A 24,344-nucleotide genomic window follows, 5' to 3' on the forward strand; every position below is an offset into this window, starting at 1 on the left:
GCATGGAGAAGTTCACCACCCACACCGGCCGGGCCGTCCCGCTGCGCCGCAGCAACGTCGACACCGACCAGATCATCCCGGCCCACTGGCTCAAGAAGGTCACCCGTTCCGGTTTCGAGGACGGGCTGTTCGAGGCCTGGCGCAAGGACGAGTCGTTCATCCTCAACCAGCCCGAGCGCCAGGGTGCGACCGTCCTGGTGGCCGGCCCCGAGTTCGGCACCGGCTCCTCCCGCGAGCACGCGGTCTGGGCGCTGCAGAACTACGGTTTCCACGCCGTGATCTCGTCCCGGTTCGCCGACATCTTCCGTGGCAACTCCCTGAAGAACGGCCTGCTCACCGTCGTTCTGCCGCAGGAGACCGTGGAGCGGCTCTGGGCGCTCACCGAGGCCGACCCGACCGCGGAGATCACCGTCGACCTGGAGGCCCGCGAGGTGCGCGCCGAAGGCGTCACCGCCTCCTTCGAGCTGGACGACAACGTGCGTTGGCGGCTGCTGAACGGCCTGGACGACATCAGCATCACCCTGCAGAACGAGGGTGACATCGCGGCCTTCGAGGCGACCCGGCCGGCGTTCAAGCCGCGTACTCTTCCGGTCGCCTGAGAAGCCGTTCAGAACAAGCATTCTGACGATCCGCCGGATGGCCCGTCTCCCCCTTCGGGGGGGCGGGTCATCCGCCGTTCCGGAGGCGGAGTTCACCCCCCTGCCCGGCCCCCGATTGCCCATTTGGCAATGGAGCAGAGGGCCCCCGGCAAGCACAACTGCGGGTAGATGGCACAATCAGTACATGCACCGGCACCATGAACCTCCGTACGCGGGCGGCGAACCCGCGTCACAGGAGTCCACGGGCCGGGGATCCGAACGCCGAATTGACGATCGGCCGGACGCCGCCACCTCACCTGCTGAGGGGCCGGACGACCCGGAAGTCGCAGCGCTCTACGCGCTTGTGGCCGAGCGGTTGAAGCAAGCTCACGCCCGCGTGCATGCGCTGAACGTGTCTGCCGATGCAAAGACCGCTCTCACCCGACAACTCCTCATCGTCACGGAGACCGCCAAGCGCGATCTTCCGGGGGCGGCAAGGCGGTTGAGTCGCTTTGTGCAGGACCTCGACGAGGGGCGCCCGCCCGTCGTCTGAGGTCGCCGATGCGCAAATCCATTGCGACACTAGGGTGATTCGCGCGTTTGGTAATTGAAAGTCCGCAGATACATACCTAACGTGCGAAATGAACGGATGGAATCATCCGGCGCCCGTTTCCGAAGGGGAAGACGTGAACAAGGCTCAGCTTGTCGAAGCGGTGGCCGAGCAGCTGGGCGGTCGCAAGGCTGCCGCAGAGGCCGTCGACGCAGTGCTCGACACCATGGTCCGCGCCGTTGTGGCCGGTGACCGGGTGTCGGTCACCGGTTTTGGCACCTTTGAGAAGGTGGAGCGCTCCGCGCGCTTCGCCCGCAACCCGCAGACCGGCGAGAAGGTCAAGGTCAAGAAGACCTCGGTGCCCCGCTTCCGCCCCGGCCAGGGCTTCAAGGACCTGGTCAGCGGCAGCAAGAAGCTGCCGAAGGAAGGCCCCTCGGTGAAGAAGGCCCCCAAGGGCTCCCTCACCCCGGGCAAGAGCGGTGTCGCCGCGACCCCGGCCGCCAAGCGCGCCGCCACCAAGCGTGCCGCCGCCGCCGCGACCCCGGCCGCCGCGACCAAGAAGGCCGCCGCCAAGAAGACGGCGACCACCGCCGCCGCCAAGAAGACCACGGCCACCGCCGCGAAGAAGGCGACCGCCACCAAGAAGGCCACCCCGGCCGCGGCGAAGAAGACCACCGCGACCGCCGCCAAGAAGACCACGGCCGCCGCCAAGAAGACGGCGACCACCGCCGCCGCCAAGAAGACCACGGCCACCGCCGCGAAGAAGGCGACCGCCACGGCCAAGAAGACGGCTCCGGCGAAGAAGACCGCCACCCGCAAGACCACTGCGCGCAAGAGCACCGCGAAGTAGTCCGCGGACGGCCTTCCAGAGCCGTGGCGCACCTCCACCCGGGCCCGGGCGGACGGGACCGCCACGGCTCTTCGGTTTCCGGGGCACACCCCGGCGGGTGCGCGTGGGCGTCAGGCCCCGGCCGGGTCCGGGAAGGTCTGCAGCGTCACGAAGACCACCCGGCGGGCCTCGCCGGCGCCCTCGGTGCGGATCCGCACGCGCTGGCCGGGACGGAGCAGCCGCAGGCCGCCCGCATCGAAGGCGGCGGCGTCGAACGGCACCGGCGTCCCGTCGTCGAGGAGCACGGAGCCGGCCCGGGTGGCGGGGTCGAAGGTGAACGCGGTGGCCTGCATGAAAGCAGCATAGCGAGCGGCACCGACAGTCCCCGGCGGCGTCTCAGCCGAGTCCGGCGGGCGGCCCCGGGGCGTAGCCGAGCCGGGCCGACAGGGCGCCGGTGTGCGGGCCGACGCCGAGCGCCAGGGCCTCGCCGAGGTCGGCCCCGGTGTCGACGTCCCGGCGTACCGACTGCACGCCGTCCAGCCGTAGTTCGAGGGCGCCGCCGGCCGCGTGCCGGGCCCGTGAGCCGTCGCCGAAGGCGGGGGAGAGCGGGCTGCCGGGGGCGCAGGCGAGCAGGGTGGTACCCAGACCGGGGGCGTCGGCCAGGAAGGCCCGGCCGGCCGGGGGCACGGCGGCCAGCACCCGGGCCAGTTCGGCCGGGCGCAGGGCCGGCAGGTCGGCGGAGAGCGCGGCCAGCGGGGCGCGCGGAGCGATCGCCAGCGCGGCCGCGGCGCCGTGCACCAGTGCGTGGTTGAGGCCGCCGCCCGGCTCGTCGCCTACCACGACGGCGCCCAGCGCGGCCAGCCGGTCCGCGGCCGCGGAATCCCGGGTGACCACCAGCACCCGGGCGACGCCGGGCGTGGCCAGCGCCGCGCCGACGGTGTCCAGGGCGAAGGAGAGTGCCAGGTCCGGGCGGTGCTCCCCGGCGAACGGGGCCAGCCGGCTCTTCGCCAGGGCGAGCGGCTTGAGCGGCAGCACCAGCGACCAGCCGGCGGTGGGTGCGGGGGGCGCGACGGGCCCGCTGGGGCGTACGGTGTCCTGGGTCATCGGCGTCATTGTGACGCCGGTCCCGGAACCCTCGCCAGGCCGTCCGAGCTGTACGGACGTGCGTTTGGTCACGCCCGCCCCGACGTGCTGGCGGGGTTGCTCGACAGCCGTTCGCGGTCGGGCGAGACTGTTCCGCGCTCCGGGCCCCGAACGGGGGCCGCGGATGGCGAGATACTGCGGCACCCCACGTGCCGCACCGGATGAGGAGGACCTGGGGTGGCCCGCCGCTCGTACGCCAGCTTCGGCAACGCCGACTACGGCATCTGGTACCGCTTCGCGGCCGTGCTGGTGAAGCCGGTGACGACCGCGCTGGTCAAGCCCGACTGGCGGGGCTGGGAGCACCTCCCCAAGGAGGGTGGTTTCATCACCGCGGTCAACCACAACTCGATCCTCGACCCGGTGATCTACGCGCACTGGCAGTACAACAGCGGGCGGCCGCCGCGGATGCTCGGCAAGTCCTCGGTGTTCTCGGTGCCGTTCATCGGTTTCATGCTCCGCAAGACCCGCCAGATCCCGGTGTTCCGGGAGTCGACCGACGCCGCGCGGGCCTTCCGGGCCGCGGTCGACGCGGTGAACGACGGCCAGTGCGTGCAGTTCTACCCCGAGGGAACGCTCACCCGGGACCCGGACCTGTGGCCGATGACCGGCAAGACCGGCGTGGCCCGGGTCGCGCTGATGACCGGTGCGCCGGTCATCCCGGTGGCGCACTGGGGCGCGCAGGAGATCATCCCGCCGTACGGCAGAGCCACCCCGGGCAGAGGCAGATTCAACCTCTTCCCGCGGCACAAGGTGACGGTGGCGGCCGGGCCGGCCGTGGACCTGAGCAGGTACGAGGGCCAGGAGCTGACCTCGCAGGTGCTCCGGGACGCCACCGAGGACATCATGCAGGCGATCACCGTCGTGCTGGCCGGCATCCGCGACGAGGAGCCGCCCGCCGAGCGTTACGACATGCGTACGGCGGCCCGGGACCGGGCGACGGCGGCTTCGGCCGAGCCGCAGCGGGCCGCGGGCGGCAAGCGTGGCAACGGTACCGAGGAGGCCGGCAAGTGACCCGATGCGCCGTGTTCGGGACGGGTTCCTGGGGGACCGCGTTCGCGATGGTGCTGGCCGACGCCGGCTGCGAGGTGGTGCTCTGGGGGCGCCGCCAGGAGCTGGCCGACGCGATCAACACCACCCACGTGAACCCGGACTACCTGCCGGGCGTGGAGCTGCCGGCCTCGGTCCGGGCCACCACCGACGCGGCCGAGGCGCTGGCCGGCGCCGACTTCGCGGTGCTGGTGGTCCCCTCGCAGACGCTGCGCGAGAACCTCGCCGCCTGGGCCCCCCTGATCGAGCCGCAGACCGTGCTGGTCAGCCTGATGAAGGGCATCGAGCTCGGCACCGCCAAGCGGATGAGCGAGGTCATCGAGGAGGTCACCAAGGTCGGCCCGGAGCGCGTCGCGGTGGTCAGCGGCCCCAACCTGGCCCGTGAGATCGCCAACCGGCAGCCCGCCGCGAGCGTGGTGGCCTGCACCGACGAGGCCGTCGCCAAGCGGCTCCAGGCGGCCTGCCACACCCCGTACTTCCGTCCGTACACCAACACCGACGTGATCGGCTGCGAGCTGGGCGGCGCGGTGAAGAACGTGATCGGCCTGGCGGTCGGCATGGCCAACGGCATGGGGCTCGGCGACAACACCAAGGCGACGCTGATCACCCGCGGGCTGGCCGAGACCACCCGGCTGGGGACGGCCCTCGGCGCCGACCCGCACACCTTCGCCGGGCTCGCCGGGATGGGCGACCTGGTGGCCACCTGCTCCTCGCCGCTGTCGCGCAACAACACCTTCGGCACCAACCTCGGCCGCGGGATGTCGCTGGCCGAGACCATCGCGGCCACCCGGCAGACCGCGGAGGGCGTGAAGTCCTGCGAGTCGGTGCTCGACCTGGCCCGGCGCAGCGGCGTCGACATGCCGATCGTCGAGGCCGTGGTGGACGTGGTGCACAACGGACGCCCCACCCAGGAGGCGTTGCAGACCCTGATGTCCCGCTCGGCCAAGGCGGAACGCCGCTGAGCCGGCCGGTGCCGCCGGCCCGGTGCCGACAGCACCGGGCCGGTACGCACCGGGTGGCTGACTTTCCGAAAACGCCCCGCACGGTACTCTCAAACGCGATATGAGCATCGAACAGACCTCCCAGAACCCGTCCGCGAAGCCGCGCGTAGCGATCGTCTTCGGTGGCCGCAGCTCCGAGCACGGCGTCTCGGTCGTCACCGCGGGCAGTGTGCTCAGGGCGATCGACCGCGAGAAGTACGACGTGCTGCCGATCGGCATCACCCAGGAGGGCCGCTGGGCCCTGGTCGGCGACGAGCCGGCCCGGATGTCCATCACCGACGGCCGGATGCCGGACGTGGCGCAGGTGGCCGAGGCCGTCGACGGCCAGGTCGCGCTGCCGGTCGCGCCGGGCCACCGCGAGGTGGTCCTCAGCGAGCCGGGGGCCACCCCCAAGGCGCTCGGCGAGGTCGACGTGGTCTTCCCGCTGCTGCACGGCCCCTGGGGCGAGGACGGCACCCTCCAGGGCCTGCTGGAACTCTCCGGCGTGCCGTACGTCGGCAACGGCGTGCTCTCCAGCGCGGTCGGCATGGACAAGGAGTTCACCAAGCGGATCCTGGCCTCGCACGGCCTGGGCGTCGGCCGGTACACCATCGTCCGCCCGCGCGAGTGGGAGACCGAGGACGGCCGGACCGCCGTCCGCGAGCGGGTCGCCGGGCTGGGCCTGCCGGTCTTCGTCAAGCCGTGCCGGGCCGGTTCCAGCATGGGCATCACCAAGGTGAAGGACCTCGCCGCGCTCGACGCCGCGATCGAGGAGGCCCGCCGCCACGACCCCAAGCTGATCATCGAGGCCGGGGTCGCCGGCCGCGAGATCGAGTGCGGGGTGCTGGAGTTCGAGGACGGCCCACGGGCCAGCGTGCCGGCCGAGGTGCTGGTCGGCGGCGACTACGAGTTCTACGACTTCGAGGCCAAGTACATCGACTCCTCCGAGGTCCGCGTCCCCGCGGAGCTCACCGAGGCGGAGACCGCCGAGATCCGCCGCCAGGCGGTCGAGGCCTTCGAGGCGCTCGGCTGCGAGGGCCTCGCCCGGGTCGACTTCTTCCTGCTGGACGACGGCAGCTGGATCATCAACGAGATCAACACCATGCCCGGCTTCACCCCGATCTCGGCCTACCCGAAGATGTGGGAGGCCACCGGGCTGTCGTACCCGGAGCTGATCGACCGGCTGCTCCAGGCGGCGCTGCGCCGCTCGACCGGCCTGCGGTAACCGCCGCGCACGGACGGACGAAGGGCGGGCCGGGAAGCTCCCGGCCCGCCCTTCGCGCGGTCGTAGCGACCGGTCCCGTCGCCCATACCTACGGGATGTTGGCCTTCACCAGGTCGGAGAGGGCGGAGACCGGGTCCAGCGGGTTGCCGAAGGCGCCGCGGGGCACGGTGATCTCGACGTAGGCCTTGCGCATCGTCGAGGTGAACCGGTAGCCGCCGTCGTCCAGCTTCTGCTGCCACCAGGTGACGTCGTTGACGGTGGGGGACCAGTCGCTGGCGGCGGGGCCGTTCAGCTCCTCCGGGCGGTCCACGCCGCAGCGCAGCACGGTGCGCGGGGAGCTGGCCCACGCGGCCACGTACGGGGAGGCCGGCGACGGGTCCTTGCGGGCGTGGCCGAGCAGCTCCTGCGGCAGTGCGGCGGCCAGCGCCCGGCAGTACCCGGCCGCCTTGGGGGCCGGCTCGGGCACCTCGATCTTCGCGGGCACGCTCCAGCTGCCGAGCAGCACCACCACGGTGCAGATCAGCGCAAGCGGCAGTGCCAGCCACCGGACCGGGGCCGGCAGTGCCGCCAGGAAGCGGGGGACGCGGAGTTCTCGGGCCACCCGCCGATGGTAGCCGGGCCTTACAGGTGGACCACCGGACAGGTGAGGGTCCGGGTGATGCCCTCGACCTGCTGGACCTTGGCCACGACCAGGCGGCCGAGGTCGTCCACGGTCGAGGCCTCCGCCCGCACGATCACGTCGTACGGGCCGGTGACGTCCTCGGCCTGGAGGACACCGGGGATCTTGGAGATGGCATCGGCCACGGCGGTGGCCTTGCCGACCTCGGTCTGGATCAGGATGTATGCCTGTACCACGGGGGGACCTCCCGGCGGCTGGGTACGGGGACTGCCGCCGTGATCGCCCGGGCAGGTGTCGGGGGTGGGAGCGGGCTCACCGGCAGACTGATCACCACGCTACCGCGCAGCGGGCCGGGGAGGGGAGACCTCTGCACCCGTGGAGGGCGTACGCTGCGCGCGGGGGTGCGCGGACAACGAGTTCTGATGGAAACGCGAGAGGACGGCAGATGCAGGGGACCGTGGGCGAGCTCGGCGAGTTCGGCCTCATCAGGGAGCTGACCGCCCGGGTGCCGCTCACCGACGCGGTCGACCTCGGCCCGGGCGACGACGCCGCCGTGGTGAAGGCGCCGGACGGCCGGGTGGTGGCGACCACGGACGTGCTGATCGAGAACCGGCACTTCCGCCGGGACTGGTCGACCGCCTACGACGTGGGCCGCAAGGCCGCCGCCCAGAACCTCGCCGACGTCGCCGCGATGGGCGCGGTGCCGACCGCGATACTGCTCGGGCTCGTCGCCCCCGCCGACCTGCCCACCACGTGGGCCACCGAGCTGATGGACGGACTGCGCGACGAGTGCCAGGTGGCCGGGGCGACGGTGGTCGGCGGCGACGTGGTGCGCGGCGACGTCATCACGCTGGCCATCACGGCGCTCGGGGACCTTCAGGGGCGCGCGCCGGTGACGCGCGCCGGGGCCCAGGTGGGCGACGTGGTCGCGGTCACCGGCTGGCTCGGCTGGTCCGCCGCCGGTCTGACCGTGCTCCAGCGCGGCTTCCGCTCGCCGCGCGCCTTCGTCGAGGCGCACCGCCGGCCCGAGCCGCCGTACCACGCGGGCCCGGCGGCCTCCGAGTTGGGCGCCACCGCGATGGTCGACGTGAGCGACGGACTGGTGGCCGACCTCGGCCACGTCGCCCGGGCCAGCGGCGTGGACATCGACCTGCGTGCCGCCGACTTCGACGTCCCGGCCCAGATGGCCGACATCGGGCAGGCGGTCGGGGTGGACCCGCTGGTCTGGGTGCTCTCCGGCGGCGAGGACCACGCGATCGTCGCCACCTTCCCGCGCGGGGCCCAACTCCCCGCCCGCTGGCGGGTGGTGGGCGAGGTCACGGCCCGCGCCCGGGCGGCCCGCGGCGGCCGGGTGACGGTGGACGGGCAGGCGTGGGACCGGGTCGGCGGCTGGGACCACTTCGCCGAGTGACCGGACCGGCCGGGCGGTGGCGTACGGACGGCGCGCGGCACTCCGGCGAGCGGCGCACGGGCCCGGGCGGGAGGACGGCGTAGGCTTGCGCCGAACCGATCCCGCCCGCCCGTCCGGCGCGGGTGGTCTGAACCACTGCAGAGCGGGAGAGCCCACCCACCATGCGCATCGGTGTTCTGACCAGCGGCGGCGACTGCCCCGGCCTCAACGCGGTGATCCGTTCGGTGGTGCACCGGGGCACGGACGTCCACGGCGACGAGATCATCGGCATCGAGGACGGCTTCCTCGGCCTGATCGAGGGCCGCACCCGGCCGATCTCGCACGACGACGTCACCGGTCTGCTGACCCTCGGCGGCACCATCCTCGGCTCGGCCCGGGTCAAGCGCGAGCGCATCGCCTGGGCCGTGGAGAACGCGCAGACCCTCGCCCGGGACATCGGCATCGACGCGCTGATCGCGATCGGCGGCGAGGGCACGCTGACCGCGGCCAGGATGTTCAGCGACGCCGGACTGCCGGTGGTCGGGGTCCCGAAGACCATCGACAACGACATCGACGCCACCGACGTCACCTTCGGCTTCGACACGGCGGTGCACGTCGCCACCGAGGCGATCGACCGGCTGAAGACCACCGCCGAGTCCCACCAGCGCGTGATGGTGGTGGAGTTGATGGGCCGGCACACCGGCTGGATCACCCTCACCGCAGGCATGGCGGGCGGTGCCCACGGCATCCTGATCCCGGAGCGGCCGTTCGACATCGAGGCGGTGGCCCGGATGGTCGAGGACCGCTTCTCCCGCGGCAAGAAGTTCGCCATCATCGCCGTCGCCGAGGGCGCCGCCCCACTGCCCGGCACCCTGCGCTTCGACCACGGCGACGTCGACCAGTTCGGGCACCAGACCTTCGGCGGGATCGGCAACCGGCTCGCCCACGAGCTGGAGAACCTGCTCGGCAAGGAGGCGCGGCCGGTCATCCTCGGCCACACCCAGCGCGGCGGCACCCCCACCGCCCGCGACCGGGTGCTCGCCTCCCGGTTCGGCTGGCACGCGGTGGAGGCCGTCCACAAAGGCGCGTTCGGCCACTTCACCGCGCTGCGCCGCAACGACATCGTGCTGGTGCCGATCGCAGAGGCGGTCACCCGGCTCAAGACCGTGCCGCAGGACCGCTGGGCGGAATCGGAGGCCGTGCTCTGAGCGGTCGGGGGTAGGTTGAGCGCATGTCCCTCCCGTCGCCCGCCCCCGCCCCCGGTGGCCGCGCTCCGCTCGGTCCCTCCGAAGTGCCTCCCCGTACGGCACCCCCCCGCGTCCTCACCGTCGCCGGCTCCGACTCCGGCGGCGGCGCCGGGATCCAGGCCGACCTGAAGGCGATGCTCGCCCTCGGCGTCCACGGCATGAGCGTGATCACCGCCGTCACCGCGCAGAACTCGCTCGGCGTCCAGGGTTACTGGGAGCTGCCGGCCGAGGCGGTCCGGGCCCAGTTCCGCAGCGTGGTGGACGACATCGGCGTCCAGGCCGTGAAGACCGGCATGCTCGCCTCGATCGAGCTGGTCGAGACCGTCTCCGAACTGCTGGCCGGGGTGGACGCCCCGGTGGTGGTCGACCCGGTCGGCGTCTCCAAGCACGGCGACGCGCTGCTGGCCGCCGAGGCCGTCGCCACCGTCCGGGAGCGGCTGCTGCCGGTCGCCACCCTCGCCACGCCCAACCTGCACGAGGTGACGCAGCTCACCGGCCGCACCGTCGAGCACGAGGGCCAGATGCTGGACGCGGCCAAGGCGCTGCTCGACCTCGGGCCGCGCTGGGTGCTGGTCAAGGGCGGGCACCTGGAGGGCGAGGCCGCGGACCTGCTCTACGGCGGCGCGGGCGAGGAGTACTGGTACCGCGCCCCCCGCTACGACAACCGGCACACCCACGGCACCGGCTGCACGCTGGCCAGCTCGATCGCCGCCGGGCTGGCCAAGGGCGAGCCGCTGCCCGAGGCGGTGGCCTCGGCCAAGGAGTACATCACCGGCGCGATCGCCGGCGGCTTCGCGCTGGGCGCCGGCATCGGCCCGGTCGACCACGCCTGGCGCTGGCGCTGAAACGTCCGAAGGGCGGGCCCGGAGGCCCGCCCTTCGGCAGAGGTCGGCAGGTTTGCCGGAGAGACAGAAAGCCGGTCCATCCGAGGATGGACCGGCTCACTGGAGGACCGGCATACCGGTCTGCGCGTCAGCGCGAGACCTTACCGGCCTTGATGCACGAGGTGCAGACGTTGAGCCGCTTCGGCGTCCGCCCAATCACAGCGCGCACCGTCTGAATGTTGGGGTTCCAACGACGGGGGGTACGGCGGTGAGAGTGGGAGATGCTGTTGCCGAAGCCCGGCCCCTTGCCGCAGACGTCGCAGTTGGCAGCCACAGGAGTCACTCCAAGACTTCAGATCATTTACGTTCGAAACCCCGCCGACCCACCGGAGCACTCACGTGAACCAGACCGGACCAAGGGGGTGAGCCTGGACTGTTCCAGGCAACCGGAAGAGCATACAACGCTTGCTTCCGTTCAACGAAACTACCACGACCGTGCAGGTGATCGCTGCGCCCGCTGCCCCCGGCACCCGCCCCCGGCCCCCGATAACCTGCCGGTATCACCCCTCGCCGCTGCCCTGAATGTGTTGCTGCCCCTCAGGCCATCGCGGCGTCCCATCCGGAGGAGACCTGGTGCTGCACACGCTCGACGCCCCGGCCGTGCGCAGCTGGTGCCAGCTGGCCCTGCGTGCGCTCGGCCAGGCCCGCGAGGAGATCGACGCACTCAACGTCTACCCCGTCCCGGACGGCGACACCGGCACCAACCTCTACCTGACCGTGGAGTCGGCCGCCGCCGCCGTGGAGAGCCGCTTCACCGACCCCGCCGCCGGCCCGCCGCCCGGCCTCGCCGAGGCGGTCCGGGAGATGGCCCGCGGCGCGCTGATCGGCGCGCGCGGCAACTCCGGGGTGATCCTCGCCCAGTGGCTGCGCGGCACCGCCGAGAAGCTGGCCGAGGGCGGCGGCGCCGACCAGCTGCGGTCCGCCCTCCAGCGGGCCGCCGACTCCGCCTACCAGGCCGTCGCCGAGCCGGTCGAGGGGACGCTGCTGACCGTCGCCCGGGTCGCCGCCAGGGAGGCCGTCCGGGCCGGGGACGGCCTCGGCCACGTCGCCGACACCGCCTACCGGGCCGCCCGGGACGCGCTGCGGCACACCCCCGAGCAGCTCTCCGTCCTGGCCGAGGCCGGGGTGGTGGACGCCGGCGGCCGCGGCCTGGTCGCCGTCCTGGGCGCCCTCGCCGACGCCGTCGCCGGCCACCAGCCGATGGGCCCGGTCGCGCTGCGCGGGGACGTCCGGCTCGCGGAGCGCTGCGAGAGCCACGTCCGGCCGCCCGGCCCCGGCCACCCCGCCTTCGAGGTGATCTACCTGCTGGACGCCCCCGACACGGCCCTGCCCGCGCTGCGCGAGCGGCTCGCCGCGCTCGGCGACTCGCTGGTGGTCGGCGGCGGCGACGGCCTCTGGAACGTCCACGTGCACGTGGACGACGCGGGCGCCGCCGTCGAGGCCGGGGTCGACGCCGGGCGGCCGCACCAGATCCGGATCACCCACTTCGCCGAGGCCGCCGCCCGCTCCGGCACCGCCGACGACCGGGGCGAGCGCGAGGAGCGCACCAGGGCGGTGCTCTCGGTGGTCTCCGGCACCGGCCTGGCCGAACTCTGCGAGCAGGCCGGCGCCGTCGTCCTGCACGCCGACCCGGACCGCCCGCCGGCCAGCGCCGAACTGGCCGCCGCCGTCCGCCGGGCCGGCGCCCGCGAGGTCGTCCTGCTGCTCAACGACCCCGAACTGCGGGCCGCCGCCGGTGCCGCCGCCGACCAACTGCGCGAGGAGGGCGTGCGGATCGCCGTCCTGCCGACCCGCTCGCCGGTCCAGGGCCTGGCCGCGCTCGCCGTGCACGAGGCCGGCCGGCGCTTCGACGAGGACGTCGTCGCCATGACCTCGGCGGCCGGTGCCACCCGGTACGCCGAACTCGCCGTCGCCGAGGGGGAGTCCTGGACGATGGCGGGCGTCTGCCAGGCCGGGGACGTGCTCGGGCTGATAGACGGGGACGTCGTGGTGATCGGCACCGGCCCGGCCGAGGTCGGGACGATGGTGCTGGACCGGATGCTCGGCGCCGGCGGCGAACTGGTCACCCTGATCCTGGGCGGGGGCGCGCCCGAGGGCCTCGCCGAGGAGCTGGTCGCGCACGCCCGGCACCGCAGGCCCGAGGTCGACGCGGTGGTCTTCCACGGCGGCCAGGAGTCCGCGCCGCTGCTCATCGGGGTGGAGTAGCCGGTCGCCGGGGCGCGGCGGCCCGGCTGGGCCGTGCCCGGATTGTCGGTCCGGTGGTGTAAACAAGGGCCTGATGGGCGCTCTCGATGAACCACTGACCAAGCTCGTCGGCGACCGGACCGCCAAGGTGCTCGCCGACAGCCTCAAGCTGCGCACGGTCGGGGACCTGCTGCACCACTATCCGCGCCGCTACGTCGAACGCGGCCAGCTCACGAGCCTGGACGAGCTGGAGATCGACGAGCACGTCACCGTGCTGGCCAGGATCGAGAAGGTCACCCTGATCCCGTTCCGCGGCCGCAAGGGGGACCGCCTGGAGGTGGTCGTCACCGACGGCCGCAGCCGGCTCTCGCTGGTCTTCTTCAACCAGGGGTGGCGGCAGAAGGACCTCAAGGCCGGCGCCCAGGGCCTGTTCGCCGGCAAGGTCGGCGTCTTCAACCGCACCCGCCAGCTGGTCTCGCCGGACTACCAACTCCTCGACGAGGAGGCCGGGTCGGACGCCGCGCAGCAGTTCGCCGGCCGGCTCATCCCGGTGTACGGCGCGAGCGCTCAGATGCCCAGCTGGAAGCTGTCGATCTGCATCGAGACGGCCCTCACCAAGCACCTCGGCGACGTCGGCGAGCCGCTGCCCGCCGAGCTGCGCGAGCGGCACGACCTGATCCCGCTGCCCGAGGCTCTGGAGCTGATCCACCGCCCGCGCAGCCAGGCCGACCGCGAGCGCGCCCAGGGCCGGCTCCGGTGGGACGAGGCGTTCGTCCTCCAGGTCGCGCTCGCCCAGCGCCGGGCGGCCGACTCCGCCCTGCCCGCCAAGCCGCGCAGGGCCCGCGAGGGCGGCCTGCTGGACGCCTTCGACGCCCGGCTGCCGTTCACCCTCACCGAGGGCCAGGAGAAGGTCTCCGCCGAGATCGCCGCCGACCTGGCGAGTGAGCACCCGATGCACCGGCTGCTCCAGGGCGAGGTCGGCTCGGGGAAGACATTGGTCGCGCTGCGCGCCATGCTCGCCGTGGTCGACGCCGGCGGCCAGGCGGTGCTGCTGGCGCCCACCGAGGTGCTGGCCCAGCAGCACCACCGCTCGGTCGTCGAGATGATGGGGGACCTCGCCGAGGGCGGCATGCTCGGCGGCTCCGACCTCGGCACCCGGGTGGTGCTGCTGACCGGCTCGATGGGCGTCCCGGCCCGCCGCCAGGCGCTGCTGGACATGGCCTGCGGGGATGCGGGCATCGCGATCGGCACCCATGCGCTGATCGAGGACAAGGTGCAGTTCCAGGACCTCGGCCTGGTGGTGGTGGACGAGCAGCACCGCTTCGGCGTCGAGCAGCGGGACGCGCTGCGCGCCAAGGGCGAGCAGCCGCCGCACCTGCTGGTGATGACGGCCACCCCGATCCCGCGCACCGTCGCGATGACCGTCTTCGGGGACTTGGAGACGTCCGTGCTGGACCAGCTGCCGGCCGGCCGCTCACCGATCTCCACCCACGTCGTCCCGGCCGTGGAGAAGCCCAACTTCCTGGCCCGGGCCTGGGAGCGGGTCCGCGAGGAGGTGGCCAAGGGCCACCAGGCGTACGTGGTCTGCCCCCGGATCGGCGACGAGGAGCCCGCCGACCCGAAGGCGGCGAAGAAGAAGCGCCAGGCCCCGGCCGCCGAGGACGACCTGGAGGACGTGGGCGCCGGGAGCGACGAGCGGCGGCCCCCGCTCTCCGTGGTGGAGACCGCGGAGATGCTGGCGAAGGGCCCGCTGGCCGGGCTGCGGGTGGAGATCCTGCACGGCCGGCTGGCGCCCGACGCCAAGGACGAGGTGATGCGCCGGTTCGCCGCCGGCGAGGTGGACGTCCTGGTGGCCACCACGGTGATCGAGGTCGGCGTGAACGTCCCGAACTCCACCGCGATGGTGATCATGGACGCGGACCGCTTCGGCGTATCCCAGCTGCACCAGCTGCGCGGCCGGGTCGGGCGCGGCAGCGCGGCCGGCCTCTGCCTGCTGGTCAGCGACATGCCGGCGGCCAGCCCCGCCCGGGCCCGGCTGGACGCGGTGGCCGGCACGCTGGACGGCTTCGAGCTGTCCCGGATCGACCTCGAACAGCGCCGTGAGGGCGATGTGCTGGGCCAGGCGCAGTCCGGGGTGAAGTCCTCGCTGAAGGTGCTCTCGGTGCTGGAGGACGAGGAGGTCATCGTGACCGCCCGGGCCGAGGCCACCCGGCTGGTCGCGGAGGACCCGGCGCTGGCCGCCCACCCGGACCTGCGCACCGCACTGGAGAGCCTGCTCGACGCGGACCGCGCCGCCTACATGGAGAAGGGCTGAGGGCCGGGCCGGGCCCCCGGATTGTCAGACCCCCGCGAGAGAATGTAGTTGTTCAGGGCGCACCCTCAAGGTGCGTACCTGGCACGACACTTGGGGGTCCTGCCATGGCATTCCGTCATCTCAACGAGCTCCCGCTGGGCGACAAGGTCTTCCGGATCGAACTCGCCAGCGACGACGACCGCGAGGTCACCCTCACCCTGACCGGCTGGCGCGAGGGGGCGGCCGCCGCGCCGCTCGCCTCGGGCAAGCTCCGCCTGCCGGTCGAGGACGTCGCCTCGCTGCGGATCGCGCTCAACCGCGCGCTCCGGGCGCTGGCGATCGTCGCCGACGTCTCCGAGCCCATCCCCGACCGCGACGTGCTGCGCGAGCTGTACCCCGGCCACGGCGCCCCCTGGGTGCCGCAGCACGAGGAGGAGCTGGTCCGGCGGTTCCACGACGGCGAGACCGTCGCCCGGATCGCCGCCCGCTTCGGCCGTACCCCCGACTCCGTCCGCACCAAGCTGCGCGAGCTCGGGCACGACCCGCGCCGCCCCGAGTTCTGCCCGCCCGACGGCTGCCTCTCGTGGTCCCGCTACGCCTCGCCGGCGCTGCTCGGCGCGGCGGTCCCGGCGCAGGCCGCGGCGGCGGACGCGAGCTGACCGCGTGACGCGGTGCCCCGCCGGTCGGACCGGCGGGGCACCGTCCGTATAGCGTGGGCGGGCAGCGACGAAAGGACCTCCCACCACCATGACCCGTGTCATCGCCGGGGCGGCCGGCGGCCGCCGGCTCGCCGTACCGCCCGGCCGGGGCACCCGCCCGACCTCCGACAAGGCCCGTGAGGCGATGTTCTCCACCCTGGAGGCGCTCCGCGGCACCCTGCACGGGGCCCGGATGCTGGACCTCTTCGGCGGATCGGGTGCGGTCGGCCTGGAGGCGCTGTCGCGCGGCGCCGAGCACGTCCTGCTGGTCGAGGCGGACGGACAGGCGGCCCGGGTGATCCGGGAGAACGTGCGGACCGTCGGCCTGACCGGCGCGGTGGTGCAGGCCGCCCGTGCCGAGAAGGTGATCGCCGGCCCGACCCCGGAGACCCCGTACGACCTGGTCTTCCTCGATCCGCCGTACGTCGTCACCGACGACGAGGTGCGCGAGATGCTGATCACACTCCTCGCCGGGGGCTGGCTCGCGGACGAAGCACTCGTCACCGTGGAGCGCAGCACCCGAGGCGGCGCGTTCGGCTGGCCCGAAGGCTTCGAGGAGCTGCGTTCCCGCCGTTACGGCGAGGGCACGCTCTGGTACGGTCGCGCCGCCGCCGAGGCCCGCCAGATCCCGTAGCGGGCCGAGGAGGCCCGCAGCACCCGTCACCCCACGAGGGAGCATCCACGCCATGCGCCGCGCCGTCTGCCCCGGATCGTTCGACCCGATCACCAACGGTCATCTCGACATCATCGAGCGGGCCTCGAAGCTGTACGACGTGGTGCATGTCGCGGTCGCGATCAACCGGAACAAGCAGGGCATGTTCACCATCGAGGAGCGGATCGAGCTCATCGAGGAGACCACCGCCAAGTACGGCAACATCGTGGTCGAGTCGCACCTCGGCCTGCTGGTGGACTTCTGCCGGGAGCGCGGCATCCCGGCGATCGTCAAGGGCCTGCGCGCCGTCAGCGACTTCGACTACGAGCTGCAGATGGCCCAGATGAACCACGGGCTGACCGGCGTCGAGACGCTGTTCCTGCCGACCTCGCCGACGTACAGCTTCCTCTCCTCCACGCTGGTCAAGGAGGTCGCCTCGTACGGGGGCGACGTGTCGCACCTGCTGCCGGAGACGGTGCACCGCCGGCTGGTCGAGCGGATCGCGGAGCGCCGGGCGCAGCAGTAGCGGCCGCGGAACGGGCGCGTCCGTTTCTGCCGGTTCGTCACCACTTGTCCCGGGTGCGTCCGGGCGGGCCGGTCCGGGCGTTGTGACCTCGCCCCGCAGTGGCCGTACAGTCTGTACTCCCTGCCCTGCGGTGAGGTCCACCGCGCCGGGCCTGCCTCCGCCGGACCGTCGGCGGCACACGGAAAGACGGAGCCCCGTGGACGTGCAGAACAAGGTCGACGAGATCGTCGCGGCCGTCGAGAACGCCCGCTCGATGCCCATGTCGGCCTCCTGCGTGGTGAACCGGGCCGAGCTGGTCGGCCTGCTCCAGGACCTCAGGTCGGCGTTGCCCGCCGAGCTGGCCCACGCCCAGTCGGTGATGGCCGACCACGAGCAGGTGGTGGCGGACGCCGAGGCCGAGGCCGACCGGATCATCCAGGGCGCGCACGCCGAGCGCGGCTCGCTGATCTCGGACACCGAGGTGGTCCGCCGGGCCCAGGCCGAGGCGGACCGGATCCTCGCCGAGGCGCGCGCCGAGGCCGAGACCAAGCGCGCCGAGGCCGACGACTACGTCGACAGCAAGCTCGCCAACTTCGAGGTCGTGCTCACCAAGACGCTCGGCGCCGTCGGCCGCGGCCGGACCAAGCTGCGCGGCGACTCCAGCGTCTTCGAGACCGAGCACGACGGCGAGGGCGACGGCGAGGAGTTCCGGCCGCAGCCGAGGATCACCCCGAGCCCCGAGGTCGACGAGTACGTCGACGTGAAGCTCGCCACTCTGGAGAACGTGCTCAGCGCGACCCTGGAGGCCGTCGGCAAGGGCCGCGACAAGCTGCTCGGCAAGGCCCCGATCGACGAGCTGGGCGCGTACCTGGCCGCCGCCGACCAGGCCCAGCAGGCCAAGGACCGGGCCGAGGCGGTCGCCGCCGGCTTCGCAGCGGAGGCCAACGGCGACGACATCGCCTGGTACCGCGAGGACGTCCCGCAGCAGCAGACCTGGCCCGAGCAGACCCCGGCCGCGGCCGGCTGGCAGGCTCCCGGCACCGACCAGTACGCCGCGGCCGCGCAGCAGCCGGGCGGGCAGTACGCCGAGGTGTACGGCGGCGGCTACGACCCGGCCGGCCAGGCCGACCCGTACGGCGCGCAGTACGCCTACGGGCAGCAGCAGCCGGCCTACCCGGCCGGGCAGGAGCAGGGCGAATGGGGGCAGCCCGGGCCCGAGGGCCAGGGGGGCTACCCGCAGCCGCAGCAGCAGGGCTACCCGGCGCAGCAGTACGACGCCTACGGCTACCCGCAGCAGCCGGCCAACCCGCCCGCCCTCCCGCAGCAGCAGCAGGCCGGCCTGGACGAGACCAGCTTCTTCGACACCAGCATGATCGACATGACCCGCCTGCGGGAGCTCGGCGGCCGCTGAGCCGTGCGCCGGCCCGGCGGCGGCCGGGTCCGGGGCGCCGGACCGGTCGGGCCGGAAGGACCGAAGTTGGGCCTGGCGGGAGACTCCGGTAGTCTGACCACTCCGGCCTCTCCGTGTCGGGCTGTCGGTCTGCCCGCGCATCCTCCGGTGAGCAGCGCCGCGCATCAGTTTTCTCAGGAAGTCAGGACACCTTGAACCGCCTCGACCACCGCGACCCCCTCGTGTTCGACACGCACGAGCTCGGCCGTCGCCCGGGCTCGCTGCGCAAGGTGTCCCGCACCCTGGAGGCCCCCGAGGGCCTCGGGATCATCGATGTGATCGGCGTCCCGGAGAAGAGCGAGATCCGGCTGGAGCTCCGCCTGGAGTCGGTGGTCGAGGGTGTGCTGGTCACCGGCACGGCCGAGGCCCACGTCGAGGGCGAGTGCGTGCGGTGCCTGGAGCCCGTCGAGGACGACCTCGACGTCGACTTCCAGGAGCTGTACTACTACCCGGAGTCCGACGAGCGTCACCGCGCCCGGACCGCTGGGGCCGAGGACCTCGACGAGGACCCGGAAGAAGAGACTTACCGTCTGGAGGGCGACTTCTTCGACCTCCAGCCGGTGCTGCGTGACGCGGTGGTGCTCGCACTGCCGCTGCAGCCGGTGTGCCAGGAAGACTGCCTGGGCCTGTGCTCCGAGTGCGGAGCGCGCCTGAGCGACGACCCGGCGCACCACCACGACGCCGTCGACCCCAGGTGGGCGGCTCTGCAGGGACTCTCCGCCGCCCCCGGCGACGAGGGTGACGGGATCAAGAACAGCGACACCCGTGAGGGTGCCGCCGAGAACCAGGAGAAGTAGCCGTGGCTGTTCCGAAGCGGAAGATGTCGCGCAGCAACACGCGCCACCGCCGTTCCAACTGGAAGGCCGTCGTTCCGGCCCTCGTGGCGTGCGACCGCTGCCACGAGCCGAAGCTCGGCCACATCGCGTGCCCGAGCTGCGGCACGTACAACCGTCGCCAGGTCCTCTCGGTCTGATCGGCGGGGTGTACGGATCGATGTCGGACGGTAACTCCTCCCGCAAGTCGGCTTCCAACGGAGGCAGGGCCGGCGGGCCGGCTTCGACCGAATACGACGTTCTGGAAGGGCGCCTCGGGTACACACTCGAGCGCGCCCTTCTGGTACGTGCACTGACCCACCGCTCGTACGCGTACGAGAACGGCGGGCTGCCCACCAACGAGCGCCTGGAGTTCCTCGGCGACTCGGTGCTGGGCCTGGTGGTGACCGACACCCTCTACCGCGTCCACCCGGACGTCCCGGAGGGCACGCTCGCCAAGCTGCGCGCCGCGGTGGTCAACTCGCGCGCGCTCGCCGACGTCGGGCGCGGCCTGGAGCTCGGCACCTTCATCCGGCTCGGCAAGGGCGAGGAGGGTACCGGCGGCCGCGACAAGTCGTCGATCCTCGCCGACACCGTCGAGGCCGTGATCGGCGCCGTCTACCTGGACCAGGGCCTGGACGCGGCCACCGAGTTCGTCCACCGGCTGTTCGACCCGCTGATCGAGGAGTCCTCGCAGCTGGGCGCCGGCCTGGACTGGAAGACCAGCCTCCAGGAGCTGACCGCCTCGGTGGGCATCGGCGTGCCGGAGTACGTGGTCGAGGAGTCCGGCCCGGACCACGAGAAGACCTTCACCGCCGCGGCCCGGGTGGCCGGCGAGGACTTCGGCAGCGGCGTCGGCCGCTCCAAGAAGGAAGCCGAGCAGAAGGCCGCGGAGAGCGCCTGGCGGGCGATCAAGGACAAGTACGCCGACCGGCTGCCCGGCGGCGCCTGAGGGGCAAGCCCCGCCGTGGGCACCGCGGCAGGGCGTCCCGTGCACGCAGTAACCTTCCTCCTGCAGATCCCCGTCGCAGGAGGCAGGTTCACGTGCCCGAACTCCCCGAGGTAGAGGTCGTCCGCCGGGGCCTGGCCAACTGGGTCGCCGGGCGGACGGTCGCCGGTGTCGACGTGCTGCACCCGCGGGCGGTCCGCCGCCAGCCCGCCGGTGCGGCCGACTTCGCCGCGCGGCTGACCGGCACCACGCTCGGCACCGCGCAGCGCCGCGGCAAGTACCTCTGGGTGCCGTTGTCGGGCTCCGGGGCGGGGCCGCAGGCCGACGGGGGGTCCTCCCGACCGGAGGCCGGGGGATTCTCGATGATCGGCCACCTCGGGATGAGCGGCCAACTCCTCGTCCAGGACCCGGCGGTGCCCGACGAGACCCACCTGCGGGTCCGGCTCCGGTTCACCGACGGCGGGCGCGAGCTGCGCTTCGTCGACCAGCGGACCTTCGGCGGGCTGGCCGTCGAGGAGGCCGAGGACGGTGACCCCGAGGGCACCCCGGTCTCCATCGCGCACATCGCCCGCGACCCGCTCGACCCGCGCTTCGACGACGCCGCCTTCGTGGCCGCGCTGCGCGCCAGGCGCACCACGGTCAAGCGGGCGCTGCTCGACCAGACCCTGATCAGCGGGGTCGGCAACATCTACGCGGACGAGGCGCTCTGGCGCTCCAGGCTGCACTACGACCGCCCGACCGCCTCGCTCACCCGCCCGCAGGCCGCCGTCCTGCTGGCCAGCGCCCGGGACGTGATGACCGCGGCCCTCGCCGTCGGCGGCACCAGCTTCGACAGCCTCTACGTCAACGTGAACGGCGAGAGCGGCTACTTCTCCCGCGACCTCGACGCCTACGGCCGCGAGGACGAGCCCTGCCGCCGCTGCGGCACCGCGATCCGCCGGGCCGCCTGGATGAACCGCTCCAGCTACTTCTGCCCCCGCTGCCAGCGCGTCCCGCGCGCCCGCACCGGGGGCTGAGCGGGGCCTACCGCTTGGTGAGCTCGGGCTGCGGGTGGTCCGACTCGGCCGGGCCGTGGGTGTCCTGGCCGAAGTAGGCGACGCCGACCGCCGAGACGACGGCGAGCAGGAAGCCGAGCACGCCGAGCCAGGCGAGGCCCTCCTTCGAGGAGTCGCCCAGCCAGATGACGCCGACCGCACCGGGCAGCACCGTCTCACCGACCACCAGGGCGGCGGTCGCGCCGTTCACCGAGCCGATCTGCAGGGCGACGGTGTGCACGTACATGCCGCCGAGGCCGCCGACCAGGATCGCGTACAGGGCCGGGTCGGAGAGCAGCTTGCCGAGCTCGAACGGGTCGACGCCGTTGAGGATGCGCACGCCGACTCCGAGTGCGCCGAAGCCGAGGCCGGAGAGCAGGCCGGCGACGATCGCGCCGTTGGCGCCCATCCGCCGCACCAGCAGGCTTCCGCCGACCAGCAGCACCGTGGTGATCAGCAGCAGCCACCAGTGGAAGGACATCGCCGCGTGGTGGCCGCCCTCCGGGCCCGCCGAGACGGCCAGCAGCACGAGTGCCGAGCAGAGCACGCCGATCGACGCCCATTCCAGCTGCTTCAGCCGGAGACCGAGCAGCTTGATGCTCAGCAGCGCGGTGATCACCAGGTTGGCGCTGATGATGGTCTGCGAGAGGAACAGCGGCAGCAGCCGCGCGGCCAGCGCGCCGAGCCCGAACCCGATGAAGTCGAGCACCGTGCCGAGGATGAACTCCCAGGTGACGGCGGCCTTCGCGGTGGAGGCGAGGCTGGGCCCGCCGTGCGCGGTGGTGCCGGCCGAGGCGCCCCCGGCGGCGGCCTCCTCCCGGGCGGAGCGCCGTGATCCGACGGCCTGCAGGACCGAACCGGTGCCGTAGCAGGCAGAGGCCGCCACGGCGGTGACGAGGCCGATGAACACCCGGTGCTCCGATCGAGAGAAGTGGTCAAGAGAAGGTCAAGGGGAGGAGGTGCGGCCACCACTATGCCCGGTCGCGCGGTAGCGTCGGACCGCCCGGCGGCCGCCCCGCGATCACCCGGGCCCGCCGGAACGTACGTCCGGGCCGGTGGTCCGGTTCCCGGCGGTGGCGCGATTCGGGGGCGGTCGAGGGAAACATCATCCCCGAGGAGGGGAGCGGCCCCGGCGGACGGTGGGGGTGCGCCCGTCCGCCCGTACGCGAAGGGTATGCCCTTCCGGGACGCCGGTAGCGGTAGCGTCGGTGGCATGAGAACCCTTGCTCGACGACGTTCCCGGGGCGCCGGGCCCCTGGCCCTGGTGGCGGCGCTGCTCGGGCTGCTGCTCCTGCTGGCGCCGGCGGCCTCCGCGGCCGGCGGCCTGGACGACGCCGCCGCGACGCTCAAGCAGGGCCGGGTGTACGTCGACCCGGCGATGACGGGCAGGTTCAGCCAGAGCCAGGCCGACGCGCTGACCGAGAAGATCCGCAAGGCGGACAAGCCGATCTTCGTCGCGGTGGTCCCGGCCGCCGACCCGTACGGCGCCCAGACCGTCTTCAACGACCTGCGCACCAAGGTGGGCATCAACGGTGCCTACGGCGTCTGGCGCGGTGACCAGTTCCAGGCCCGCTCCAACCGCGAGGCGCTGCCCACCGCGAGCGCCGAACGCATCGCGGGCGCGGCTTTCCGCTCCCACCCGGGCGACATCGACGCCACCCTGAACGACTTCGTCGACACCGCGGCCCCGCAGGTCAAGGGCCACGGCGTGAACAGCACCACGGGCGGCGTCTCCACCGCCGCGATCGTCGTCCCGCTGGCCCTGCTGGCGCTGGCCGGCACCGGCGTCTTCCTGCTCTTCCGCCGGGCGAAGAAGCGCAAGGAGGAGCAGCGGCAGGCCGAGCTGGCGCAGCTGCGCCAGGTGGTGGACGAGGACATCACCGCCTTCGGCGAGGAGCTGGACCGGCTCGACTTCAGCCCGGGCGCCGCGGACGCCGACGACGTCCAGCGCGCCGACTACACGCACGCGCTCGACTCCTACGAGCGGGCCAAGCAGAGCATGGATGCGGCCAAGGGTCCGGAGGACGTCAAGCCGGTCACCGAGGCGCTGGAGGACGGCCGGTTCGCGCTGGCCACCCTGGCCGCCCGGCGGGAGAAGCGTCCGCTGCCCGAGCGCCGTCCGCCGTGCTTCTTCGACCCGCGCCACGGCCCGTCCGTGCAGGACGCCGACTGGGCCCCCGCCGGCGGTGCCGCGCGCACCGTCCCGGTCTGCCGGGCGGACGCGGACCGGCTGGCGGCCGGCCAGGACCCGGACATCCGGACCGTCCCCACCGAGCACGGTCCCCAGCCCTACTGGAACGCCGGCCCGGCGTACGGCCCCTGGGCGGGCGGCTACTTCGGCGGCTTCGGCGGCGGCGGCCTGCTGCCCGGCCTGCTGGTCGGCACCATGCTCGGCTCGATGATGAGCACGCCCGCCTACGGCGCCCCGGTCGACGCCGGCTCCGGCTACGAGGGCGGCGACTACACCGGTGCCGACTACAACTCCTCCGACTTCGGCGGCGGCTTCGACAGCGGCGGCGACTTCGGTGGCGGCGGTGACTTCGGCGGCGGGGGCGACTTCGGCGGAGGGTTCTGACCCCGCCGGACGCGACGACCTGCGCTGCGGCCCCGCCACCCACCCGGCGGGGCCGCAGCGCTGTCCGGAGGAGCCCGCGTCGTCCGGACCGCGGTGGTGCCGTACGGAACAGCGGTGCCGTCAGGAAGGGCCCGTGCCGTCCGTGAGGGGTGCGGAGGCAGTCGGGTTTGAGAACGCAACCCTGTGTGGCAGGCTGGTTCTGTGACCTCCCACACGCCTTCGGCGCCGCCCGTCCTGCCCGGCCGGCCCTGCTCGATCGCCGCCGCGCTGCACGTGGTCGGCGAGAAGTGGGCGCTGCTCGCCGTCCGCGAGCTCTTCTACGGCAACCACCGCTTCGACCGGATCGCCCGCAACACCGGCGCGCCGCGCGACCGGCTCACCGCCCGGCTGCGGGCCCTGGAGGAGGCGGGCGTGGTCGAACGCCGCGCCTACAGCGAGCGGCCGCCGCGGTACGAGTACCACCTCACCGAGGCCGGCCGTGACCTCGCGCCGCTCGCCCAGGCACTGCTGGGCTGGGGCGACCGCTGGCTGTACCCCGAGCCGCCGGTGAGCTTCTCCCACACGCCGGACGGGCACGAGCCGCACCCGTACGACCCGGCCTGGGTCTGCCGGACCTGCGGCGGGGAGGGGCGGGGCGAGGACCTCCACGTGGAGATCCACAGCCCGGGCTGGACGGTGGAGGGCCCCACGGTGCCGTGAC

27 protein-coding genes are annotated in these 24,344 nt (G+C 73.2%); 21 read left to right on the forward strand and 6 right to left on the reverse strand.

Annotated features, from left to right (window positions below; genetic code table 11):
* The first annotated feature begins 2 nt into the window (after window positions 1-2).
* From leuD to J5Y04_RS09475, 3 genes are all read left to right on the forward strand, one after another.
* The gene (leuD, locus tag J5Y04_RS09465; RefSeq protein ID WP_209411396.1) at window positions 3-599 is read left to right on the forward strand and encodes a 3-isopropylmalate dehydratase small subunit; all 597 of its coding nucleotides are present in this window, start codon (window positions 3-5) and stop codon (window positions 597-599) included.
* 343 nt (window positions 600-942) lie between these two features.
* On the forward strand, window positions 943-1,131 hold the full coding sequence (locus tag J5Y04_RS43490; RefSeq protein ID WP_209411546.1) for a hypothetical protein: 189 nt from the start codon (window positions 943-945) through the stop codon (window positions 1,129-1,131).
* A 133-nt stretch (window positions 1,132-1,264) separates the two neighbouring features.
* Window positions 1,265-1,978, forward strand: coding sequence for an HU family DNA-binding protein (locus J5Y04_RS09475; RefSeq protein ID WP_209411397.1), 714 nt, complete (start codon window positions 1,265-1,267; stop codon window positions 1,976-1,978).
* A gap of 110 nt (window positions 1,979-2,088) precedes the next feature.
* Here J5Y04_RS09475 and J5Y04_RS09480 read toward each other — a convergent pair whose 3' ends face one another.
* Window positions 2,089-2,310 carry a hypothetical protein gene (locus J5Y04_RS09480; RefSeq protein WP_209411398.1) on the reverse strand — a complete coding sequence of 74 codons (222 nt, stop codon included), beginning with the start codon at window positions 2,308-2,310 and terminating at the stop codon, window positions 2,089-2,091.
* Window positions 2,311-2,353: 43 nt separating this feature from the next.
* Window positions 2,354-3,061, reverse strand: a complete 708-nt coding sequence (gene cofC, locus J5Y04_RS09485) for a 2-phospho-L-lactate guanylyltransferase (protein WP_209411399.1) — start codon at window positions 3,059-3,061, stop codon at window positions 2,354-2,356.
* A 216-nt stretch (window positions 3,062-3,277) separates the two neighbouring features.
* On the opposite strand from cofC, the gene J5Y04_RS09490 reads away from it, so the two are divergent.
* From J5Y04_RS09490 to J5Y04_RS09500, 3 genes are all read left to right on the forward strand, one after another.
* The gene (locus tag J5Y04_RS09490) at window positions 3,278-4,111 is read left to right on the forward strand and encodes a 1-acyl-sn-glycerol-3-phosphate acyltransferase (protein ID WP_209411400.1); all 834 of its coding nucleotides are present in this window, start codon (window positions 3,278-3,280) and stop codon (window positions 4,109-4,111) included.
* On the forward strand, window positions 4,108-5,109 hold the full coding sequence (locus J5Y04_RS09495) for an NAD(P)H-dependent glycerol-3-phosphate dehydrogenase (protein WP_148642801.1): 1,002 nt from the start codon (window positions 4,108-4,110) through the stop codon (window positions 5,107-5,109). The genes J5Y04_RS09490 and J5Y04_RS09495 overlap by 4 nt, the downstream gene beginning before the upstream one ends.
* 100 nt (window positions 5,110-5,209) lie before the next feature.
* A complete protein-coding gene (locus J5Y04_RS09500; RefSeq protein WP_209411401.1) occupies window positions 5,210-6,352 on the forward strand; it encodes a D-alanine--D-alanine ligase family protein in 1,143 nt (380 codons plus the stop codon).
* Between the two features lie 88 nt (window positions 6,353-6,440).
* Here the strand turns inward: J5Y04_RS09500 and J5Y04_RS09505 are convergent, their stop codons facing one another.
* Both J5Y04_RS09505 and J5Y04_RS09510 read right to left on the reverse strand, forming a co-directional pair.
* On the reverse strand, window positions 6,441-6,953 hold the full coding sequence (locus J5Y04_RS09505; RefSeq protein WP_209411402.1) for a DUF3515 domain-containing protein: 513 nt from the start codon (window positions 6,951-6,953) through the stop codon (window positions 6,441-6,443).
* Between the two features lie 20 nt (window positions 6,954-6,973).
* Window positions 6,974-7,207: an Lrp/AsnC family transcriptional regulator gene (locus J5Y04_RS09510; protein ID WP_148642799.1), complete on the reverse strand. Its 234-nt coding sequence runs from the start codon at window positions 7,205-7,207 to the stop codon at window positions 6,974-6,976.
* Between the two features lie 209 nt (window positions 7,208-7,416).
* Between J5Y04_RS09510 and J5Y04_RS09515 the strand changes: the two genes are divergently transcribed.
* From J5Y04_RS09515 to thiD, 3 genes are all read left to right on the forward strand, one after another.
* Window positions 7,417-8,382 carry a thiamine-phosphate kinase gene (locus J5Y04_RS09515; protein ID WP_209411403.1) on the forward strand — a complete coding sequence of 322 codons (966 nt, stop codon included), beginning with the start codon at window positions 7,417-7,419 and terminating at the stop codon, window positions 8,380-8,382.
* 161 nt (window positions 8,383-8,543) lie between these two features.
* Window positions 8,544-9,569: a 6-phosphofructokinase gene (locus J5Y04_RS09520; RefSeq protein ID WP_209411405.1), complete on the forward strand. Its 1,026-nt coding sequence runs from the start codon at window positions 8,544-8,546 to the stop codon at window positions 9,567-9,569.
* 23 nt (window positions 9,570-9,592) lie between these two features.
* On the forward strand, window positions 9,593-10,453 hold the full coding sequence (gene thiD / locus J5Y04_RS09525; protein ID WP_209411407.1) for a bifunctional hydroxymethylpyrimidine kinase/phosphomethylpyrimidine kinase: 861 nt from the start codon (window positions 9,593-9,595) through the stop codon (window positions 10,451-10,453).
* 127 nt (window positions 10,454-10,580) lie between these two features.
* Here the strand turns inward: thiD and rpmB are convergent, their stop codons facing one another.
* On the reverse strand, window positions 10,581-10,766 hold the full coding sequence (rpmB, locus tag J5Y04_RS09530) for a 50S ribosomal protein L28 (protein WP_014138233.1): 186 nt from the start codon (window positions 10,764-10,766) through the stop codon (window positions 10,581-10,583).
* 248 nt (window positions 10,767-11,014) lie between these two features.
* Between rpmB and J5Y04_RS09535 the strand changes: the two genes are divergently transcribed.
* The 10 genes from J5Y04_RS09535 to mutM all read left to right on the forward strand — a co-directional run bounded on the left by J5Y04_RS09535 (window position 11,015) and on the right by mutM (window position 21,051).
* Window positions 11,015-12,697: a DAK2 domain-containing protein gene (locus J5Y04_RS09535; protein ID WP_209411409.1), complete on the forward strand. Its 1,683-nt coding sequence runs from the start codon at window positions 11,015-11,017 to the stop codon at window positions 12,695-12,697.
* A gap of 73 nt (window positions 12,698-12,770) precedes the next feature.
* Complete coding sequence (gene recG / locus J5Y04_RS09540) at window positions 12,771-14,990, forward strand: ATP-dependent DNA helicase RecG (protein ID WP_209411411.1); 2,220 nt, start codon at window positions 12,771-12,773, stop codon at window positions 14,988-14,990.
* Window positions 14,991-15,094: 104 nt separating this feature from the next.
* Window positions 15,095-15,628: a hypothetical protein gene (locus J5Y04_RS09545; protein ID WP_209411413.1), complete on the forward strand. Its 534-nt coding sequence runs from the start codon at window positions 15,095-15,097 to the stop codon at window positions 15,626-15,628.
* Window positions 15,629-15,716: 88 nt separating this feature from the next.
* Window positions 15,717-16,301 (forward strand): 16S rRNA (guanine(966)-N(2))-methyltransferase RsmD, encoded by a 585-nt coding sequence (rsmD, locus tag J5Y04_RS09550; RefSeq protein WP_209411419.1) that lies wholly within the window; start codon window positions 15,717-15,719, stop codon window positions 16,299-16,301.
* 52 nt (window positions 16,302-16,353) lie between these two features.
* Entirely contained in the window at window positions 16,354-16,845 is a 492-nt protein-coding gene (gene coaD, locus J5Y04_RS09555) for a pantetheine-phosphate adenylyltransferase (RefSeq protein ID WP_148642791.1), read from the forward strand.
* A 196-nt stretch (window positions 16,846-17,041) separates the two neighbouring features.
* Window positions 17,042-18,235 (forward strand): ATP synthase F0 subunit B, encoded by a 1,194-nt coding sequence (locus J5Y04_RS09560; protein ID WP_209411421.1) that lies wholly within the window; start codon window positions 17,042-17,044, stop codon window positions 18,233-18,235.
* Window positions 18,236-18,426: 191 nt separating this feature from the next.
* On the forward strand, window positions 18,427-19,071 hold the full coding sequence (locus tag J5Y04_RS09565; protein ID WP_148642789.1) for a DUF177 domain-containing protein: 645 nt from the start codon (window positions 18,427-18,429) through the stop codon (window positions 19,069-19,071).
* 2 nt (window positions 19,072-19,073) lie between these two features.
* Complete coding sequence (gene rpmF, locus J5Y04_RS09570; RefSeq protein ID WP_030056747.1) at window positions 19,074-19,247, forward strand: 50S ribosomal protein L32; 174 nt, start codon at window positions 19,074-19,076, stop codon at window positions 19,245-19,247.
* 20 nt (window positions 19,248-19,267) lie between these two features.
* Window positions 19,268-20,038, forward strand: coding sequence for a ribonuclease III (rnc, locus tag J5Y04_RS09575; protein WP_209411426.1), 771 nt, complete (start codon window positions 19,268-19,270; stop codon window positions 20,036-20,038).
* A 92-nt stretch (window positions 20,039-20,130) separates the two neighbouring features.
* Window positions 20,131-21,051, forward strand: a complete 921-nt coding sequence (gene mutM / locus J5Y04_RS09580) for a bifunctional DNA-formamidopyrimidine glycosylase/DNA-(apurinic or apyrimidinic site) lyase (protein WP_209411427.1) — start codon at window positions 20,131-20,133, stop codon at window positions 21,049-21,051.
* Between the two features lie 7 nt (window positions 21,052-21,058).
* On the opposite strand, the gene J5Y04_RS09585 is transcribed toward mutM, so the two are convergent.
* Complete coding sequence (locus tag J5Y04_RS09585) at window positions 21,059-21,979, reverse strand: hypothetical protein (RefSeq protein WP_209411428.1); 921 nt, start codon at window positions 21,977-21,979, stop codon at window positions 21,059-21,061.
* A 303-nt stretch (window positions 21,980-22,282) separates the two neighbouring features.
* Here J5Y04_RS09585 and J5Y04_RS09590 point away from each other — a divergent pair, with 303 nt between their 5' ends.
* Both J5Y04_RS09590 and J5Y04_RS09595 read left to right on the forward strand, forming a co-directional pair.
* Complete coding sequence (locus J5Y04_RS09590; protein ID WP_209411429.1) at window positions 22,283-23,644, forward strand: transmembrane domain-containing protein; 1,362 nt, start codon at window positions 22,283-22,285, stop codon at window positions 23,642-23,644.
* Window positions 23,645-23,845: 201 nt separating this feature from the next.
* A complete protein-coding gene (locus J5Y04_RS09595; RefSeq protein WP_307853018.1) occupies window positions 23,846-24,343 on the forward strand; it encodes a helix-turn-helix domain-containing protein in 498 nt (165 codons plus the stop codon).
* Window position 24,344 lies beyond the last annotated feature (1 nt).

It is taken from the genome of Kitasatospora sp. RG8 (genome assembly GCF_017813315.1).
In the GTDB taxonomy this organism is placed as follows: domain Bacteria; phylum Actinomycetota; class Actinomycetes; order Streptomycetales; family Streptomycetaceae; genus Kitasatospora.

Bases quoted from the DNA above. Each gene is read 5' to 3' on its own strand.
- J5Y04_RS09535 (WP_209411409.1), top strand. From the start codon at position 11,015: ATGTGTTGCTGCCCCTCAGGCCATCGCGGCGTCCCATCCGGAGGAGAC.
- thiD (WP_209411407.1), top strand. From the start codon at position 9,593: ATGTCCCTCCCGTCGCCCGCCCCCGCCCCCGGTGGCCGCGCTCCGCTC.
- J5Y04_RS09500 (WP_209411401.1), top strand. From the start codon at position 5,210: ATGAGCATCGAACAGACCTCCCAGAACCCGTCCGCGAAGCCGCGCGTA.
- leuD (WP_209411396.1), top strand. From the start codon at position 3: ATGGAGAAGTTCACCACCCACACCGGCCGGGCCGTCCCGCTGCGCCGC.
- J5Y04_RS09590 (WP_209411429.1), top strand. From the start codon at position 22,283: ATGAGAACCCTTGCTCGACGACGTTCCCGGGGCGCCGGGCCCCTGGCC.
- rnc (WP_209411426.1), top strand. From the start codon at position 19,268: ATGTCGGACGGTAACTCCTCCCGCAAGTCGGCTTCCAACGGAGGCAGG.
- J5Y04_RS09515 (WP_209411403.1), top strand. From the start codon at position 7,417: ATGCAGGGGACCGTGGGCGAGCTCGGCGAGTTCGGCCTCATCAGGGAG.
- J5Y04_RS09480 (WP_209411398.1), bottom strand. From the start codon at position 2,310: ATGCAGGCCACCGCGTTCACCTTCGACCCCGCCACCCGGGCCGGCTCC.
- recG (WP_209411411.1), top strand. From the start codon at position 12,771: ATGGGCGCTCTCGATGAACCACTGACCAAGCTCGTCGGCGACCGGACC.
- coaD (WP_148642791.1), top strand. From the start codon at position 16,354: ATGCGCCGCGCCGTCTGCCCCGGATCGTTCGACCCGATCACCAACGGT.
- rsmD (WP_209411419.1), top strand. From the start codon at position 15,717: ATGACCCGTGTCATCGCCGGGGCGGCCGGCGGCCGCCGGCTCGCCGTA.
- cofC (WP_209411399.1), bottom strand. From the start codon at position 3,061: ATGACCCAGGACACCGTACGCCCCAGCGGGCCCGTCGCGCCCCCCGCA.
- J5Y04_RS09520 (WP_209411405.1), top strand. From the start codon at position 8,544: ATGCGCATCGGTGTTCTGACCAGCGGCGGCGACTGCCCCGGCCTCAAC.
- J5Y04_RS09545 (WP_209411413.1), top strand. From the start codon at position 15,095: ATGGCATTCCGTCATCTCAACGAGCTCCCGCTGGGCGACAAGGTCTTC.